This window comes from Hydrogenophaga sp. PBL-H3 (genome assembly GCF_010104355.1).
In the GTDB taxonomy this organism is placed as follows: domain Bacteria; phylum Pseudomonadota; class Gammaproteobacteria; order Burkholderiales; family Burkholderiaceae_C; genus Hydrogenophaga.
In genome coordinates this window covers 1,508,574-1,524,707 of record NZ_CP044972.1, presented here as the reverse complement: position 1 = coordinate 1,524,707, position 16,134 = coordinate 1,508,574, and the positions used below count along the sequence as shown (strand labels likewise).

At 68.4% G+C, this 16,134-nt stretch carries 17 protein-coding genes; 10 read left to right on the top strand and 7 right to left on the bottom strand.

The window, feature by feature from the left end; genetic code table 11:
* Window positions 1–16 precede the first annotated feature (16 nt).
* Window positions 17–610 carry an NAD(P)H-dependent oxidoreductase gene (locus tag F9Z44_RS07270; protein ID WP_159604806.1) on the bottom strand — a complete coding sequence of 198 codons (594 nt, stop codon included), beginning with the start codon at window positions 608–610 and terminating at the stop codon, window positions 17–19.
* A gap of 83 nt (window positions 611–693) precedes the next feature.
* Window positions 694–1,635, bottom strand: coding sequence for a ribosome biogenesis GTPase YlqF (gene ylqF, locus F9Z44_RS07265; protein WP_159604805.1), 942 nt, complete (start codon window positions 1,633–1,635; stop codon window positions 694–696).
* A gap of 122 nt (window positions 1,636–1,757) precedes the next feature.
* Between ylqF and F9Z44_RS07260 the strand changes: the two genes are divergently transcribed.
* Window positions 1,758–2,228: an SRPBCC family protein gene (locus F9Z44_RS07260; protein WP_159604804.1), complete on the top strand. Its 471-nt coding sequence runs from the start codon at window positions 1,758–1,760 to the stop codon at window positions 2,226–2,228.
* On the opposite strand, the gene F9Z44_RS07255 is transcribed toward F9Z44_RS07260, so the two are convergent.
* The 3 genes from F9Z44_RS07255 to F9Z44_RS07245 form a co-directional block, all read right to left on the bottom strand.
* Entirely contained in the window at window positions 2,203–3,096 is an 894-nt protein-coding gene (locus F9Z44_RS07255; protein ID WP_159604803.1) for a dienelactone hydrolase family protein, read from the bottom strand. The genes F9Z44_RS07260 and F9Z44_RS07255 overlap by 26 nt on opposite strands.
* 121 nt (window positions 3,097–3,217) lie before the next feature.
* Window positions 3,218–4,789 carry a glutamate--cysteine ligase gene (gene gshA, locus F9Z44_RS07250; protein ID WP_159604802.1) on the bottom strand — a complete coding sequence of 524 codons (1,572 nt, stop codon included), beginning with the start codon at window positions 4,787–4,789 and terminating at the stop codon, window positions 3,218–3,220.
* A gap of 33 nt (window positions 4,790–4,822) precedes the next feature.
* Window positions 4,823–5,824, bottom strand: coding sequence for a tRNA dihydrouridine synthase (locus F9Z44_RS07245; RefSeq protein ID WP_159604801.1), 1,002 nt, complete (start codon window positions 5,822–5,824; stop codon window positions 4,823–4,825).
* 201 nt (window positions 5,825–6,025) lie between these two features.
* Here F9Z44_RS07245 and F9Z44_RS07240 point away from each other — a divergent pair, with 201 nt between their 5' ends.
* The 7 genes from F9Z44_RS07240 to F9Z44_RS07210 all read left to right on the top strand — a co-directional run bounded on the left by F9Z44_RS07240 (window position 6,026) and on the right by F9Z44_RS07210 (window position 13,618).
* Window positions 6,026–6,700 (top strand): RluA family pseudouridine synthase, encoded by a 675-nt coding sequence (locus F9Z44_RS07240; RefSeq protein ID WP_159604800.1) that lies wholly within the window; start codon window positions 6,026–6,028, stop codon window positions 6,698–6,700.
* A 7-nt stretch (window positions 6,701–6,707) separates the two neighbouring features.
* Window positions 6,708–7,481 carry an SDR family NAD(P)-dependent oxidoreductase gene (locus tag F9Z44_RS07235; RefSeq protein WP_159604799.1) on the top strand — a complete coding sequence of 258 codons (774 nt, stop codon included), beginning with the start codon at window positions 6,708–6,710 and terminating at the stop codon, window positions 7,479–7,481.
* A 24-nt stretch (window positions 7,482–7,505) separates the two neighbouring features.
* Window positions 7,506–8,081: a histidine phosphatase family protein gene (locus tag F9Z44_RS07230; RefSeq protein ID WP_159604798.1), complete on the top strand. Its 576-nt coding sequence runs from the start codon at window positions 7,506–7,508 to the stop codon at window positions 8,079–8,081.
* A 67-nt stretch (window positions 8,082–8,148) separates the two neighbouring features.
* Window positions 8,149–9,333, top strand: a complete 1,185-nt coding sequence (bktB, locus tag F9Z44_RS07225) for a beta-ketothiolase BktB (RefSeq protein WP_159604797.1) — start codon at window positions 8,149–8,151, stop codon at window positions 9,331–9,333.
* Window positions 9,334–9,357: 24 nt separating this feature from the next.
* On the top strand, window positions 9,358–10,746 hold the full coding sequence (locus F9Z44_RS07220) for an AAA family ATPase (protein ID WP_159604795.1): 1,389 nt from the start codon (window positions 9,358–9,360) through the stop codon (window positions 10,744–10,746).
* A complete protein-coding gene (locus F9Z44_RS07215) occupies window positions 10,743–12,197 on the top strand; it encodes a VWA domain-containing protein (protein ID WP_159604793.1) in 1,455 nt (484 codons plus the stop codon). The genes F9Z44_RS07220 and F9Z44_RS07215 overlap by 4 nt, the downstream gene beginning before the upstream one ends.
* Window positions 12,198–12,352: 155 nt before the next feature.
* Window positions 12,353–13,618, top strand: a complete 1,266-nt coding sequence (locus F9Z44_RS07210; RefSeq protein WP_159604791.1) for a mechanosensitive ion channel domain-containing protein — start codon at window positions 12,353–12,355, stop codon at window positions 13,616–13,618.
* A 14-nt stretch (window positions 13,619–13,632) separates the two neighbouring features.
* On the opposite strand, the gene F9Z44_RS07205 is transcribed toward F9Z44_RS07210, so the two are convergent.
* On the bottom strand, window positions 13,633–14,373 hold the full coding sequence (locus F9Z44_RS07205; protein WP_159604789.1) for a 2OG-Fe dioxygenase family protein: 741 nt from the start codon (window positions 14,371–14,373) through the stop codon (window positions 13,633–13,635).
* A 134-nt stretch (window positions 14,374–14,507) separates the two neighbouring features.
* Between F9Z44_RS07205 and F9Z44_RS07200 the strand changes: the two genes are divergently transcribed.
* Together F9Z44_RS07200 and F9Z44_RS07195 are read left to right on the top strand one after the other, a co-directional pair.
* Window positions 14,508–14,915, top strand: coding sequence for a bacteriohemerythrin (locus tag F9Z44_RS07200; RefSeq protein WP_159604787.1), 408 nt, complete (start codon window positions 14,508–14,510; stop codon window positions 14,913–14,915).
* Window positions 14,916–14,958: 43 nt separating this feature from the next.
* Complete coding sequence (locus F9Z44_RS07195; protein WP_236574287.1) at window positions 14,959–15,759, top strand: DUF2189 domain-containing protein; 801 nt, start codon at window positions 14,959–14,961, stop codon at window positions 15,757–15,759.
* A gap of 4 nt (window positions 15,760–15,763) precedes the next feature.
* Here F9Z44_RS07195 and F9Z44_RS07190 read toward each other — a convergent pair whose 3' ends face one another.
* A complete protein-coding gene (locus F9Z44_RS07190; RefSeq protein WP_159604785.1) occupies window positions 15,764–16,129 on the bottom strand; it encodes a hypothetical protein in 366 nt (121 codons plus the stop codon).
* Window positions 16,130–16,134: the final 5 nt, after the last annotated feature.

The window sequence follows — 16,134 nt, the reverse complement described above, 5'->3', positions numbered from 1 at the left end:
GGGCGCGGCGGGTCGCTCAGGCGGCCTGCTCGCCCAGCTTCTTCAGTTTGTACAACCAGCGCCCCACGCCCTTGGCGCCCAGGTTCTCCACCGAGCCGATCAGGGTCTCGTGAATGGGCGCGAACCCCACGAAACCCAGGATGTTGCGCTCCAGCGACTTGAGGCTGTGCGCGCGAAAGTACCAGCGGTAGGCCAAGGCCGGCATGCCCATGGTGACCACCACGCGCGCCGAGCGACCGCTCAGTGCCTTGCGGCCAAACGGCTTGGCGCCCTCGGGGCTGACCGCAAATCCCGGACGCGCCACCTGCTCCAGAAATGCCTTGAGAAGTGCCGGCATGTCGCCCAGCCAGAGCGGGAAAAAGATCACCACGTGTTCGGCCCAGGCCATGCCTTCCTGCGCTGACTGCAAGTTCGGCGGCAGCGCGCCGTGGTGCCAGGCCTCCGCTGTCCTGAGCACAGGAAAGTCGAGCGTACCCAAGGCGATGCGCCGCACCTCGTGGCCAGCGGCTGTGGCGCCGTCAGCATAGGCATTGACCAGCGCGTGGTTGAGTCGGTCTGCGCTCGGGTCGGGGTGGCCGTCAATGAGAAGGATGCGGCGGGCGGGTGTCATGGCAGGCTCCATCGGTTCGGGGAGTTCCATGTTGCGGCCCGGGCACCCGGTCAGGCTTGACTCGGATCAAGCCTCACGACAGTTCAACGCCGGTCGGGCTTGCGCGGCTTGTTGGCGCGCTCTTTTTTCTTGCTCTGGCGTTCGGCGTCGGCCTGCTGGCCAGCGGCAAGCCATTGCATGAATTGCTCGGGCGTCTCCAGCGTGATGCGCCCGAGCACGCCGCTGCGGAAGTCGGCGATCAGCAGCTCGGCAGCCTTCTGCCAGTTGATGCTCCCGCCCGAGCCGATGGCGCCGCGCTTGCGCGCAATCGCCGCCATCAGCTCCTCGTCGGGCAGGCCGGCCACGGTGTCCAGGGGCAGGCCGAGCTTGTAACGCGCTTCGAGCTGCGCACCGTAAGTGGCCTTGAGCTTGGAGAGCAGCTCCAGCGCCACTTCCTGGTCGTCGTAGGCGTTGCGGCCCACCGCGCCGCTGGCGGCGAGGTTGTAGCCGCTCTCGGGCACCACGATGCGTGGCCACAGCATGCCGGGCGTGTCGAAAAGGTAGAAGTCGTCGGCCAGCGCAATGCGTTGCTCGGTGCGCGTGATGCCGGCCTCGTCGCCGGTCTTGGCCGAGCGCTTGCCCATGAAGGTGTTGATCAACGTGCTCTTGCCCACGTTGGGGATGCCGCAGATGAGCACCCGCATGGGCTTGACCATGCCGCCGCGCAGGGGCGCGAGCTCGAAGCACGACGCGATGATGGCGCGCGCTGGCGCGGTGACGCTGGCGTCGAGCGAGATGGCGCGGGTGTTGGGCTGGGCGTTGTAGTGCGCGAGCCAGAGCGCCGTGCGCTCGGGGTCGGCCATGTCCTGCTTGTTGACCACCTTGAGCGCGGGCCGCCCGGCGGTGAGCTCGGCCAGCAGCGGGTTGGCGCTGGACCCCGGCAGGCGGGCGTCGAGCATCTCGATCACCACGTCGATGTCCTTCACCCGCTCGGTGATGGCCTTGCGCGTGAGGTGCATGTGCCCGGGGAACCACTGAATGCTCATGAGGAAACGGTCTGAATGTGAGATGGGGAGCGGGGATTGTGCCTTGGTGTATTTCCCGGGGTGCGCCATCGGGGCCGCTGCCTACAATGAATTTCCCCCCAACCAACCTGCCGAGGAGCCACATGGCCATCACCGTGAAAATCGATCTGGGCTACGAATTCGACGTCAAGGCCAAGGCGGCCGAGGTGTTCGAGGTGCTCTCCGACGTGCCCGAATCGGTCAGCCATTTCCCCAAGGTCGAGAAACTCACCGACCTGGGTGGTGGTGTCTACCAGTGGGACATGGAGAAGGTCGGCACCGCGCAGGTGAACATCCAGACCATCTATGCCAGCAAATACGTGAGCGACCAGGCCAAGGGCACGGTGAAGTGGACGCCGGTCAAGGGCATCGGCAACGCGCAGGTCGGTGGCAGCTGGAAAATCGTGGACAACAAGAAGTCCACCAACGTGACCCTGGCGATTCAGGGCGAGATCGAGGTGCCGCTGCCGGGCCTCATGAAGATGGTGGTGGCGCCCGTGGTCGAGGGCGAGTTTGAAAAGCTCGTCGAAAAATACATCGACAACCTGATCAAGCGCTTTGGAGGCGAAGCTTGAAGAAGGCCATGGTGCGGTCCCACGCGAGCCTGGCGGCGGCCGCATCGAACCTGGGCGTGGTGTCGTTGTTGAAACCGTGCTGCGTGCCCGGGTACTGGTGCGCTGAGTAACGGACCCCCGCTCCCTTCAGCGCGGCCTCGTAGGTGGGCCAGGCGGCGTTGATGCGCTCGTCCACCGCGGCAAAGTGGATCAGCAAAGGCGCCTTCACTCTGGCAGCGTCTTCCACCGGTGGATGGTTGCCATAGAAGGACACAGCGGCGGCCAGACCGGGGATCTGCGTGGCCAGCATGTGGGCGACGCCGCCGCCATAGCAGAAGCCCACCACGCCCACTTGACCGTTGCTGTCGGCGCGCGCCTTGAGGGCGGCGGCGGCGGCCAGCATGTCCTCTCGGGTCTTGGCCTGGTCGAGCGTGGCAAACAACGTGCGCGCCTTGTCTTCGTCGCCGGGGTAGCCGCCCAGTGGCGAGAGCGCGTCGGGTGCAAAAGCCAGGTAGCCGTCGAGTGCGATGCGGCGCGTGATGTCCTCGATGTGCGGGTTCAGGCCCCGGTTTTCGTGGATCACCATCACACTGGGCAGCCTGCCGGTGGCGTGGGCCGGCTTGGCCACATAGGCCTTGACGGTGCCGTGGCCAGCGGGCGAGAGCACGTCCACCCGTTTGGTCTTCAGGCGCGCATCGTCCTTGGGCACCATCTGCGCCGCCGCGAAGTCAGGGCTGAGCGCGGCCAGCAGGCCCGCTGCCGTCATGCCACCCACCGCAAACTTGCTGGCGCGGTCCAGGAAACCGCGCCGGTCCAGGTCGCCGTGCACGTAGGCGTCAAACAGGATCAACAACTCTTGGTCGAAGTCGGCGGCGGTCGGTCGGGTCATCAAGGCTCCTGCGGCAAAAGGCGCAGGATAGACGTCCACCGACGCGCACAGTCGATTCACCCCCGGCGCACACGGGTTTGGATTTGTAAAGCAACGGGCTTCGCCGTTGCGTACTAGCGCATCAGACCGTCACGGCGGTGGGCTGCACCTGCGGCCGACCAAGCCGGTTGGGCGAGGTGTATTCCTGCCGGTAGATCTCGAACGGCATGGTGTCCGCCGCCTCGATGGCGCGTTGGTCTTCGATCGACTTGGCCGCCATGGCCTCGAACCGGGCCTGCTGCTTGGCGCTCCAGTCGAGCGAGAGCAGGTGCTGGTGCGTGACCAGCGACTGGGCGCGCGCAAAGCCCACGAAGGAATCGGCGTGGTGCGCGTGCATGGCCTGCAGCACGCGGGCGGAGGGCAGCATGTCGGGCGACTGCAGATGGGCCAGGGCCAGCGCCACGGCACCGGCGTGCTCATTGCCGCCAAGCGCCTCGTCCAGCGACTCGGCGATCGGCACCAGTTGCTCCATGATCTCGGCGGCCCACTGCATGAGTGGCACGGCCTGGCCTTCGCGCATGAGGTTCAGCCCCGGCTCGCGTCCGCGTGCGGCGGTGAGGTGCTGGTTGTGCGCGAGCTCGCGAATTTCGGCGGGTGTGTCGGGCGGGCTGTCGGACAACAGACAGTGCAGCAGGAACACGTCGAGGAAGCGCAGCGTGGAGGCACCAATTCCGATGGGCTCGAACGGGTTGAGGTCCATCAGGCGCACTTCGATGTATTCGACACCGCGCTCGCGCAGCGCATGCAGCGGGCGCTCACCGGGGTAGATCACGCGCTTGGGGCGGATGGTGCCGTAGAACTCGTTTTCGATCTGCAGCAGCGTGGTGGCGAGCTGGTTGTAGTCACCGCCCGGGTTGCGGATGCCCACCGCCTCGTACGCCGGCCAGGGCCGCGTGAGCGCGTCGTGCAGCGAGGCGGCATAGCCCTCCAGGCCGTTGTAGCTCACGGCCAGCGTGGCCTGGGCCTCGCTCTGGTATCCCAGGCGGCCCATGCGCAGCGAGGTGCCGTGCGGCATGTACAGCGTGCCGCCGTTGCCCAGTTTCTGCAGTTCGTGCTCGCGGCCTTCGACAAACGAGGAGCACAGCGCCGGCGAGGCGCCGAACAGGGTGAGCAACAGAAAGGCGTGGCGGCGGAAATTGCGGATGGTGGCGAAGTACTCGTCGCTGGTCACGCCGGGCAGTGACCAGTTGTAGTGGATGCCCGAGATGGTCTGCATGCGCCGGCCGTAGCGGTGGCCCAGACCCATGCGGTAAACACTTTTGGCGCGGCCCACGTTGGACGACCCGTAGCGACCCAGCGGAATGGTCTCGTCGGTGGGCAGGCCGCAGGGCATGCTGGAGGCCCACATCATTTCGTCGCCCACCTGTCCTCGCAGGCTGTGCAGGCTGCGCACGGTGTACTGGTGCACTTCGGTGAGCTCGGCCAGGCACGACTCCACCGATTCGTGCACGCCGGTGATGAGTTCGAGCTGCGACTCGCTGTAGTCGGTGGTGATGTGCGGATGCGTCAGCGCGCTGCCCAATGCGGCCGGATGCGGCGTGAGCGCCAGCTTGCCGTCGGGCTGGGCGCGCAGGCTCTCTTTTTCAAGGCCGCGGCGCATGCCGCGCAGGCGCTCACCCGTGAGGGCGTCCAGCCGGTGATTCAGAGAGGTCATACAGGGGTCGTGTTACAAGTCCGGGGGCGGAAGTTAACACGGCTGCGCCATTTCTGCTGGCGCCGCCAGGATCGGCTCTGTGGTAGGCAAGGACGGGCTTTGTGCCTGCCGCAACCAGGCCTCGATGTGTGCCGGTTCGTGCAGCAGGCGCAGATCGTCATAGGCCTGCTGCGCCTGCGGGTAACGCTTGCGAAGGTAGTTGAGCCACTGCTTGAGACGCCCGGCGCGGTGGCGGCGCTCCACGCGTGCGCTCACTTGCTGCCAGAACAGCTGCAAGAGCGGGGGCAGTACCTCCCAGGCCACACCGCCCTGCCCCTTGATGGCCAGCGCCAGGCCGGGGTCGGTGACCATGCCACGCCCGATCATGAGGTGTTCGCAGCCGGTCACCTCGCGGCAACGCAGCGCGTCGGCCACGTTCCATATCTCGCCGTTGGCGATCACCGGCAGCCGCAGGTGGGGCGGAAGCGACTGGCGCACTTCGGCCAGCCGGTCCCAGTAAGCGGGAGGCCGGTAGCCGTGGGCCTTGGTGCGGGCGTGGATCACGAGTTCGTCGGCACCGGCTTCGGCGATGGCGTGCGCACACTCCTCGGCGCGGACATCGTCGTTGAAACCCAGGCGCATCTTGGCAGACACAGGCACATGTGCCGGCACGGCGCGGCGCACGGCCGCCACGATGCGGCCGATGAGTTCGGGCTCGTCGAGCAGCACGGCGCCGCCCCGGCTCTGGTTCACGGTTTTGGCGGGGCAGCCGAAGTTCAGGTCGATGCCGTGCGGCCCCAGCCCGGCGAGGCGCTCGGCGTTGTCGGCCAGGCAGCCCGGGTCGGAGCCGAGGAGCTGTGCGCGCACCGGCACGCCCGCGCGGGTGCGTCCACCGTTGAGCAGTTCGGGCACCACGCGCACGAACACGCGCTCGGGCAGGAGCATGTCGGTGACGCGGATGAATTCGCTCACGCAGCGGTCGATGCCACCGGTGCGCGTGAGCACATCGCGCAGGGTGGCGTCGAGCAAACCTTCCATGGGGGCCAACAACAGCATGGGGGTATTGTCCTTTGCCGGGACAATGTGTTGCATGACGTGCTTTTTTCTCCGGCGGGTCCGGTCATCGGCGACCTCGTTGGTGTACGGGTGGTTGCCTGCCTGCATCGCTTCAGGCTCGCGGGCGCATGGCGCTCTGCGCAGCGGCATCAAGAAGGAGGCGGCACCCGCCGCCGGGGGACAGCTGCGGAGCAGAGCGCCATGCGTCCGCGAGCCCGCGAGGTGGATGTGAACCATCTCCAAACTGTCCACGAAGACGACCACCTCCTCGTCCTCGACAAACCAGCAGGCTTGCTGGCCGTCCCCGGCAGAGGCCCCGACAAACAAGACTGCCTGAGCGCAAGGGCTCGAACACGATGGCCCGACGCCCTCGTGGTCCACCGGCTCGACATGGCCACCTCCGGCCTCGTGGTCATGGCACGCGGCATCGAAGCCCAGCGCACCCTCAGCCTCGCGTTTGAAGAACGCCGCGTGCACAAACGCTACACCGCCGTGGTGGCCGGTGAACTCAGCAACCCACAAGCCGACAACGGCTGGAACACCATCAGCCTGCCCCTCATGGCCGACTGGCTCAACCGGCCCCTGCAAAAAGTGGATCACGACCAGGGCAAGCCCAGCACCACCCGCTGGCGCATCGCTCCAGGCAACACAGCCCCCGGCACCACCCGACTCGAACTCGAACCCGTGACCGGCCGCACCCACCAGCTGCGCGTGCACCTGCAAGCCCTTGGACACCCCATGGTGGGCGATGCGCTGTACGCTGCCACCTACCAACAAGGCATGGCCGACCGCCTGCTGCTGCACGCCCACTGGCTGTCGCTGCCACACCCACTGCATGGCCAGCCCCTGGAATTCCACAGCCCCTGCCCTTTCTGAACACACCATGACGCCACAACACCTCACCATCCTCACCGGCGCCTCGCGCGGCATGGGCCTGGCCATGGCCCGCCAGCTGCTCGGCCCCACGCGCCACCTGCTGTGCATCTCGCGCCAGGTCAACGACGGGCTGACCGCAGAGGCCAAGAGCCTGGGCGCCCCGCTCACGCAATGGTCGCAAGACCTCGCAGACACCACTGCCGCGGCCAACCGGCTGCAGGCCTTTCTGGAAAGCCAGCCCGCCAGCACCTGGGCCAGCGCCACGCTGATCAACAACGCCGGCGTGATCCCTCGCATCGGGCCGCTGGACCAGTGCCCGCCCGACGATCTGGCCAACGCGCTGCGTGTGGGCCTGGAAGCCCCCATGCAGCTGACTGCGGCCTTCCTGCGCGCCACCACCGCCTGGGTGGGGGCTGGCTGGCGCGGGCCGCGCAAGGTGCTCAACATCTCCTCGGGCCTGGGGCGCAGCGCCATGGCCGCGCAAGCGCCCTACTGCGCCGCCAAGGCCGGCATGGACCACTTCACCCGCTGCAGCGCGCTCGATGAAGCGCAGCGCGAGCACGGCGCCCGCCTGGTGTCGCTGGCACCCGGTGTGATCGACACCGACATGCAGGTGCAGCTGCGCGCGGGCGACCCGGCGGCTTTTCCCGACCGCAGCCGCTTCGTGGAACTCCAGCGCCAGGGCCAGCTCACACCACCGCTTGAAGCCGCTGCCCGCGTGCTCGCGTTTCTGGAGCGCGCCGATTTCGGCGAGCAGCCGGTGGCCGATGTGCGTGGCTGAGTCCTTGTTCAACCGGAACACCCCATGAACCGACGCGAATTTGCCCTCACCGCCACCCTCGGCCTGGGCGGCATCGCACTGCCCGCCCGTGCCCAGACCCCGGGCTTCTGGGACCTGCTGCGCGAAGGCGGCTGCGTGGTGCTCATGCGCCACGCGCAAACCGACCCCGGCGTGGGCGACCCGCCCAACTTCAAACCCGGTGAATGCAGCACCCAACGCAACCTGAGCGAAGCCGGGCGCGAACAAGCGCGGCGCGTGGGCGCGGCCTTCGCGCGCGAACGTGTGAAGCTCGACCAGGTGCGCTCCAGCGCCTGGTGCCGCTGCGTAGACACCGCCATGCTCGCTTTCAAGCAGAACACCGTGTGGCCACCGATCAACTCGTTTTTTGGTGCGGGTGGGCAGGACGAACAGACCCGCGCCGTGCTGGCCGCCGTGCAGGGCTGGCAGCCACCGCGCAACCTGATGCTGGTGACGCACCAGGTCAACGTCTCCGCCCTCACCGGCGAGTTTCTGGCCATGGGCGAGGTCGTCGTGACACGACCCGGTGCGCAGGGCAACGACGCCACCCGCCTGCGCGTGCTCGCCCGCCAGACGTTCTGACACAGGTCAATTCCGGGACAGATTCGGGGACTACGATAGCGGTCACCCCCAAACCAGGAGACATCCCATGAGCAGAGAAGTTGTTGTCGTCAGCGCCGTGCGCACCGCCATTGGCACCTTTGGCGGCAGCCTGAAAGACCAGGCCCCCACCGAACTCGGCGCGCTCGTGGTGCGCGAGTCGCTCGCGCGCGCTGGCGTGGACGGCAAGGACGTGGGCCATGTGGTGTTCGGCCACGTGGTCAACACCGAACCCAAGGACATGTACCTCTCGCGCGTGGCCGCGATCAACGGCGGCTGCGCCGAGGGCACGCCCGCGTTCAACGTCAACCGCCTGTGCGGCTCGGGCCTGCAGGCCATCGTCTCGGCGTCGCAAAGCATCCTGCTGGGCGACACCGACGTGGCCATCGGTGGCGGTGCGGAAAACATGAGCCGCGCGCCGTTCGCCAGCCTCAACATGCGCTGGGGCGCACGCATGGGCGACACCAAGATGGTCGACATGATGGTCGGCGCGCTGCACGACCCCTTTCACACCATCCACATGGGTGTGACGGCCGAGAACATCGCCGCCAAATGGGGCATCAGCCGCGAAGACCAGGACAAGCTCGCGGTGGAGAGCCACAACCGCGCGCAACGCGCCACTGCAGAAGGCCGCTTCAGGGACCAGATCGTGCCGGTGGTGCTCAAGAGCAAGAAGGGCGACGTGGCTTGGGCGACCGACGAACACTTCCGCCCCGACTGCACGCTGGACGACATGGCCAAGCTCAAGCCGGTGTTCCTGAAAGAGAACGGCACCGTGACCGCCGGCAACGCCTCGGGCCTGAACGACGCGGCCGCGGCCGTGGTGCTGATGGAAGCCGGTGTGGCCAAGGCGCGTGGCGCCAAGCCCCTGGCGCGCCTGGTGGCCTACGCGCACGCCGGCGTGGATCCCAAGTACATGGGCATCGGCCCCGTGCCGGCCACGAAGATCGCGCTGGAGAAGGCCGGCCTCACGGTGAAAGACCTGGACGTGATCGAGGCCAACGAAGCCTTTGCCGCGCAGGCCTGCGCTGTCACGCGCGACCTCGGCCTGGACCCGGCCAAGGTCAACCCCAACGGCTCGGGCATCTCGCTGGGCCACCCCATCGGCGCCACTGGCGCGCTGATCACGGTCAAGGCCATCCACGAACTGCACCGCGTGCAGGGCCGCTACGCGCTGGTGACCATGTGCATCGGTGGCGGCCAGGGAATTGCGGCCATTTTTGAGCGCATCTGAAGGCCGGGCGGCAGAATGACCGCCATGCCCTATCACGCCCCCGCCCCGCTCAAACCCTGGGCGCCCGCCCTGGCCGAACTCGAACGCGGCCTGCTGCAGCGCGATGTGGCCGCGCGCGCGCTGCTGCTGGCCGCACTCGCCGGTGAACACGTGCTGCTGCTCGGCCCACCGGGCACGGCCAAGAGTGAACTCGCGCGCCGGTTGCAGCGCCTGCTGCCCGGGGCGCACTATTTCGAGCGCCTGCTCACCCGCTTCACCGTGCCCGAAGAACTCTTCGGCCCACTCTCGCTGCGCGCGCTGGAAGACGACCGCTACGAGCGCCTGACCGAGGGCTACCTGCCCAGTGCGGAGGTGGCCTTTCTCGACGAGGTGTTCAAGGCCAACTCGGCCATCCTCAACACCCTGCTGGGCCTGCTGCACGAACGCCAGTTCGACAACGGCAGCCAGCGCCTGCCGACTCCGCTGGTGTGCCTGGTGGGCGCCAGCAACGAGCAGCCGCAGGACGACAGCCTGCTCGCCTTCTACGACCGGTTCCTGCTGCGCGTGCCGGTGCAGCCGGTGGACGACGCGCACTTTGCCGCGCTGCTGCAGACCAGTGTTGCCAGCCCAGCCGCACCACCTTCCGAAGCACTCATCGACCACCGCAGGCTCGATGCCCTGCGCGACCAGGCACCCCACACCGCGCTGGGCGAGACCGTGCTCGCGCTGCTGCTGCAGGCCCGCCATCACGCCATCCACACGGGTCAGGCGGTGTCCGACCGCCGCTGGCGCCAGCTGGTGGAGCTGCTGAAACTGCAAGCCTGCAGCCGAGGTGTGGACGAGGTCGGCGTGTGGGACCTGTGGCTGCTGCCCTGCGTGCTGGCCGCCGACCCTTCGCACATGCCGGGCTGGACCGACTTCTTCATGCACCGCGTGGCGCAATCGGAGCCGCTGCCGCTGGACGGTCTGGAGCGCGCTGTCACCGCGTTCGAGCAGCAGCTCGACATCGAGCGCCGCGCGCCCGCCGATGCACAGGACGACAGTGCCGGCAAGGTGGCCCTTGCCAAGTCGATCGCCGGGCCCACCGCTGGTGAAAGCGAGATGGTGCGCCTGACCAGCGAGCGCGCACAACGGCGCTACAGCCCCGTGCACATCGAGGCGCGCTTGAGCCAGACCGACGAATTGCTCACCCGCCTGAGCGGCCTGCACGCCGAGCTGCTGGACATCGCCCAGGCGGTGCTGGGTGCCGCGCGCTCACACGACTGGCTGCCGCCGTCCTGGCTGGCGCAGATCGAAACGGTGCACCTGGAACGTTGCGCAGCGGTGGCGGCGCTGCTGGCGCAACTGCAGACCACACGCGCCGGTTTCGCGGATCTGCCGGTGGACGAGGCGCTGGAGGGTCGACCCGCGCCGGTGAGCTGGGAATCCCCGTGAGGGCTTCGACAGGCTCCGCACCCTACCACCACCTCGACGCCCTCCCCCGCGAACTCTGGCGCTGGGCCGTGGTGTGCAGCAGCGGCCAGCCTGCCGCGCGCCTGCCCCACATGGCGCGGTGGATGGAGGCTCTCCTGGCGGGCGCGCTGCCAGACACCACGGAGGATTTCGGCGACGCCGCCGCCACGCAGGCCCTGCGTCCCCTGTTGGTCGAACTGGAGCTGCTCACCCTCACGCAAGGCAGCGCACCGCTCACGCGCCAGGTGATGCAAAGCCTGTTGTGGCACCTGGACAGCCTGATCGACCGACCGGCCGACGAGCCGCGCGCACAAACGATCGCGCGCATGCGCAACGAATTCCGCGACAGCTGGGACGTGCAGCGCCAGGGTTGGGACGAAGTGCTCTCGCTGTTGCAGTCGCTGGGCGATCTGGCGCACCTGCGCTGGGACGATTTGCAAGGCCACCTGAACCGGCGCGAATGGGGCGAGGCCAGGCGCATCGGCGAGTTGCTGCAGCGCCTGCCCCAGCTCGCACGCTTCATCGACGGCGTGGGCCGGCGCGAACACGCGCAGCACCCGCCCGCCCTCACCACGCAACCCGATGCGCGTGATCAGATGCCCGCGGCACGCCACCCGGCCGACGAAGAAGAGCGCCGCCCGGAACCCACCGCGGTGGACGGCGTGCGCCGCTCTCGCACGCTCGCACGCATGACCGGTGGCGAAAGCCTCAACCTCACCCACCCGGTGCTGCGCCGGTTGTGGCGCGCGCGCTTCGCCGAGGCCCAGTTGCTCACCTACGACGACCGGGCGCGCGAACAGTCGCAACGCCCGTTGCCGCAGCCCGAGCTGCAATCCCGCCGCCACCACCCCACCCATGCAGGGCGCGGCCCCCTCATCGTGTGCCTGGACACCTCGGGTTCGATGCGCGGCGCACCGGAGAACGTGGCCAAGGCCTGTGTGTTGCAAGCCCTGCGCAGCGCGCACGCGGGCCGCCGCGCCTGCCGCCTGCTCGCATTTGGCGGACCCGGCGAGCTGCTGGAGCGCGACATGGCGATGGACGCCGAGGGCTTGTCGCACCTGCTCGACCTCATGGGCCAGAGCTTCGATGGCGGCACCGATGTGCAGACACCGATGGAACGTGCTGTTGCGCTGGTGCAGACCACCGAGTGGCATGAAGCGGACCTGCTCATCGTGAGCGACGGCGAGTTCGGCGTGACCCACCAGACCCTGGCGCAGCTGCGCGACGCCAAGCAGCGGCTGGCCCTGCGCGTGCACGGCATCCTGATCGGCGATCGTGAGACCGTGGGCCTGGCCGAGGTCTGCGACCAACTGCACTGGGTGCGTGAATGGCGCCGCTACGGCAGTGGCGCCACGGTGGTGGGCGACGGCTTCTCGCCGGTGCACAGCCGCAGCCTCACGGCCCTGTATTTCCCCAACGCAATCCGGCGCTGACACCCGCAGGCGCCCAGTGCTCCGAGCGGCCTGGTGTCAAACGCCTACGGCCTGCACCGGCTGGCCCTCCAGCGCAGGACTGTGGAACCCTTGCAAGCCACGTCCTGCAGGGAGTCCTCGTGCGCAGCCTTCGGTTCTTCTCACACACACGCGTCGTGCTGACGGCATGGCTCGTGCTGGCCAGCGGCCTCGCCCTCGCCCACCCACTGCACAACGTCGTGCCGCGGTTGGCCGACGACCCGCGCAGCGCACGACCACCGAACGCCCTGTACCTCAACAACCGCCACATCGTCACCTTTGAAGCCACCCTGCTCGGCGACTCGCCCACCGATCGGGTGCAACTCGCGCAGGCTGCGCTGGCATCTGCCCTGCAGAGCGCCGCTGCGCCCACAGTGACCCACAGCGCCGTACTCGACTCGGTGCGCTATGAGGTCAATGGCCGCACGGTGTTCTTCATGGTGGCAGCCGACGCGGGCACGCCCCGGCCCGAGGCCGCCCTGGCACCCGCCTCAAGCGAGGTGTTGCAACGGCTGGAAAAAGCGGTGACGGAAGCGACCGAGTTGCGCGACCACCTGCGCATCGCTTCCGACGCCGCGGTCTGCCTCGCTGCCAGCCTGGCGGCATGGCTGCTGGTGCGCTGGGCCTTCCTGATCCGCCAGCACATCGGCGAGCGGGTTCACGCGGCCCTGGGCAGCCCTGGCTCGGCCGGCACCGCCACCCGTCTGGCCGCCACCTTCTCCGACCACGCGCATGCCGCCTGCCGGCTGGTCATCAACGCCGCTGTCTGGACGATCGTGCTGCTGATCGCGGACACCTGGATCAGCTTCGTGCTGCTGCGCTTCGCCTGGACCCGGCCATGGGGTGAGTTGTCCTCCCACTGGTTGACTGAGGTGCTGTGCCATTTCGCCAGCGCCACGGCCGCCGCTGTGCCCGGCATGGTGGTGGCGGGCCTCATCTTCGCCATTGCACGCATGGTGTCAAAGGCCAACGCGGCCTTCATGCGGCGGGTGGAAAGCGGCGACATCACACTGACCTGGCTCGACGCACACACCGCCTTGCCGACCCGGCGCCTGCGCGATGTGGTGCTCTGGCTGTTCGCCATGGCGATGGCCTACCCCTATCTGCCGGGCGCCGAGACCGAAGCGTTCAAGGCGCTTTCGGTCATGGCGGGCCTCATGCTGTCGCTGGGCGCTTCCAGCGCCGTGGGGCAGGCGCTCTCGGGCCTGAGCCTGATGTATTCGCGCTCGCTGCGCGTGGGCCAGCACGTGAATATTGGCGACACCGACGGCACGGTGGTCGCGCTGGGCATGTTCACCACAAGATTGCGCACCGCTGCCGGCGAAGAGGTGTGTCTGCCCAACAAGATGATTTTCGGCATGCCGATCCGTCACCTGCCGGCTCCGCCCGGTGCGTCCCCGTAGGCGCGGGAGCCGGGTCAGTTGCCCTGAAAGCCGCCGGCGCGGCAGGTCACCACCAGGGTGTCGCGCCAGCCCAGCGCGTCGCCCTCCAGGGGCTGGATGGGCGTGCTCTCGTGGATCACGCGCGCGTCGTCCAGCAGCAGCAGCGACCACGGCTCGCGCAGCGTGAAACGCTGGCCGCCCGGGCCGTTGGCCTCGAACACCCGGCTCTCGCCGCCCTTGATGCCGTGGCGGCCCACCATGAACACGGCCACCAGGTCCACGCCGTCGCGGTGCGCCCCCTCGGGCGTGGGCCGGCCGATGCCGTCGGTGGTGTCGATGCGAAACGGGTGCGCCTCCACAAACCAGGGCTGTGCACCGCGCAGTGCGCTGGCCGCCTCGCCCAGGCGGACCAGCAGGCGGCTCCAGACCGGCTGCCCGACCACCGCCGGCTCCATGGGCTCGAACCAGCGCTGCATGCCGCCATGCAAGGCGTTGTATTCCAGCGGCTGCCAATGCGCCCGGTGCGGCGACTGCTGCACCTGCCCACCGTCCACCACAAAGCAGCTGTGGCGCCGGCTGCGGTAGCGCCCGCCGTCCTTCAGGTAGGCGTCGGCCGGCAGGTGGTCCCAGCCAGCGTGAAGGGCCTGCAGTTCGTCCGCGCGGGCGGGCAACCAGTCGGCCACGCTGGCCGCGCTGAGCAGCGCGAATCCTGTCGTCCGGAGGGCGGTTTCGAACTGGTGAAGGGGGACGTAAGGGGGCTGGAATTCGCTGGTCATGAGCGGCAGTTTACCGGCCGCCACCGACGCGTCGGCCCGGCATGAAGCCGTTTCATGCGCTGGATCAAGGCCCCGCCAGCGAGCCGGGTGCAAGCTGCGCGCAGGCCAGTGCGGAACTGGCGATGGAGACCACGATGCAAGCATTGAACTGGACACCGGCGCTGTGGCTGGACTTCGAACCCATGGACGCGATGAACCGCGATTTCATGGCGCTGCTGGGCCGCGCCCAGGAAGCCTCCGACGACACCCTGGTGGCGGCCTGGCAGGCGCTGGTGGCCCACGCGGCCCGGCATTTCGGCACCGAAGACACCTGGATGCAGCAAGAGGCCTTTGCCACCGCCGAGCAGCACACCTTGGAGCACCGCGTGGTGCTCAACCTGCTGCGCGAGGGCCTGGTCCAGGCGCAAGGCGGTGACCAGGCACCCGTTCGGCAGATGGCCGCAGAGCTGGGCGCCTGGTTCAGCCGGCACACGCAGTCGCTGGACGCAGCCCTGGCCTTGCACATGCGCCGCGCCACCCCGTCTCGTGCGGCAACGGACTGAGCCCCGGGAGGTGGTCAAATCGGCAGCCACAGAGGAGAGCACCATGAGCGAGGACATGCCCACCGCCGAGAGTCCGCCCGAGCCGCCGCGCCCACCGTCGGTGTTCGACCTGCGCGTGGCCGACCTGCGCGCCGGTGATCCGCTGCAATGGCTGCGCCTGGGCTGGGCCGACTTCGTGCGCTGCCCGCGCATCGGCCTCTTCTACGGCCTGTGCTTTTTTCTCATGGGCCATGCGCTGCTGGCGGTCTTTCGCGCCGCGCCGGCCTATGTGCTGGCCTTGAGCGCAGGCTTCCTGCTGATGGGCCCGTTTCTTTGCCTGGGCCTGTATGACGCCAGCCGCGCGCTGCAGAGCGGCCAGCGTCCTTCACTGCGGGCATCGCTGCTGGCCTGGCGGCCGACGCAGGGCACCATGGCGATCTTCGCGGGTGTGCTCCTGATCCTGGAGATGCTGTGGGGCCGCGCCTCGCTGGTGGTGTTCGCCGTCACCTTCAACACCATGCCATCCACGGCCAACCTGCTGGCGCAACTGCTCAACCCGGAGAACCTGTCGTTCCTGGTCACCTACACGGTGGTGGGGGGCGCGTTTGCGGGCCTGATTTTCGTCACCAGCGTGATCTCGATACCGATGATCCTGGACCGACAGGTGGACGCCATCTCGGCCGGCCTGACCAGCATCCGTGCCTGCCTGCAGAACCCGGGCGTGATGCTGCAGTGGGGCGCGCTGATCACGCTGCTGGTGGGCCTGGCCATGCTGCCGCTGTTCCTGGGCCTGTTCGTGGTGGGGCCGGTGCTGGGCCACGCCACCTGGCACGCCTACCAGGGCACGGTGAACGATCCAGCCTGAGCGGTCAGCGGCGAGGCGGTGTGTCGCCGCGCAGGCCGCTGCCGCGCCGCCCCGGGCGTTTGCCCAGCAAGGCCGGTTCGATGGTGTCTTCAAACAGCGGCCACAGCGCCTGGACGCTGTCCAGCGCGGCCTCTTCCCCCATGGAGCGGCACAGGCGCTGGTGCAGCTCGACCCGCATGAACCAGAGGCTTTTGGGGTCCACCGCCACCAGCAGGCGGTGGCGCAGTCGCTCGTCTTCCCAACTGGTGTCGTTGGGCAGCAGGTCCAGCATGGCGCGGCGGATGCGGGACAACGATGCTGGATCGTGGTGGAACGGATCGCTCACAAGGCGCTGGGTGACGGTGTCCAGGATGGTGGTGAAGATGCGCATCGGTC

Coding starts and splice junctions, on each gene's coding strand:
- bktB (WP_159604797.1), top strand. CDS start 8,149: ATGAGCAGAGAAGTTGTTGTCGTCAGCGCCGTGCGCACCGCCATTGGC.
- F9Z44_RS07195 (WP_236574287.1), top strand. CDS start 14,959: ATGAGCGAGGACATGCCCACCGCCGAGAGTCCGCCCGAGCCGCCGCGC.
- F9Z44_RS07245 (WP_159604801.1), bottom strand. CDS start 5,824: ATGCTGTTGTTGGCCCCCATGGAAGGTTTGCTCGACGCCACCCTGCGC.
- F9Z44_RS07200 (WP_159604787.1), top strand. CDS start 14,508: ATGCAAGCATTGAACTGGACACCGGCGCTGTGGCTGGACTTCGAACCC.
- F9Z44_RS07220 (WP_159604795.1), top strand. CDS start 9,358: ATGCCCTATCACGCCCCCGCCCCGCTCAAACCCTGGGCGCCCGCCCTG.
- F9Z44_RS07230 (WP_159604798.1), top strand. CDS start 7,506: ATGAACCGACGCGAATTTGCCCTCACCGCCACCCTCGGCCTGGGCGGC.
- F9Z44_RS07235 (WP_159604799.1), top strand. CDS start 6,708: ATGACGCCACAACACCTCACCATCCTCACCGGCGCCTCGCGCGGCATG.
- F9Z44_RS07205 (WP_159604789.1), bottom strand. CDS start 14,373: ATGACCAGCGAATTCCAGCCCCCTTACGTCCCCCTTCACCAGTTCGAA.
- F9Z44_RS07240 (WP_159604800.1), top strand. CDS start 6,026: ATGCGTCCGCGAGCCCGCGAGGTGGATGTGAACCATCTCCAAACTGTC.
- F9Z44_RS07260 (WP_159604804.1), top strand. CDS start 1,758: ATGGCCATCACCGTGAAAATCGATCTGGGCTACGAATTCGACGTCAAG.
- gshA (WP_159604802.1), bottom strand. CDS start 4,789: ATGACCTCTCTGAATCACCGGCTGGACGCCCTCACGGGTGAGCGCCTG.
- F9Z44_RS07255 (WP_159604803.1), bottom strand. CDS start 3,096: ATGACCCGACCGACCGCCGCCGACTTCGACCAAGAGTTGTTGATCCTG.
- F9Z44_RS07270 (WP_159604806.1), bottom strand. CDS start 610: ATGACACCCGCCCGCCGCATCCTTCTCATTGACGGCCACCCCGACCCG.
- ylqF (WP_159604805.1), bottom strand. CDS start 1,635: ATGAGCATTCAGTGGTTCCCCGGGCACATGCACCTCACGCGCAAGGCC.
- F9Z44_RS07190 (WP_159604785.1), bottom strand. CDS start 16,129: ATGCGCATCTTCACCACCATCCTGGACACCGTCACCCAGCGCCTTGTG.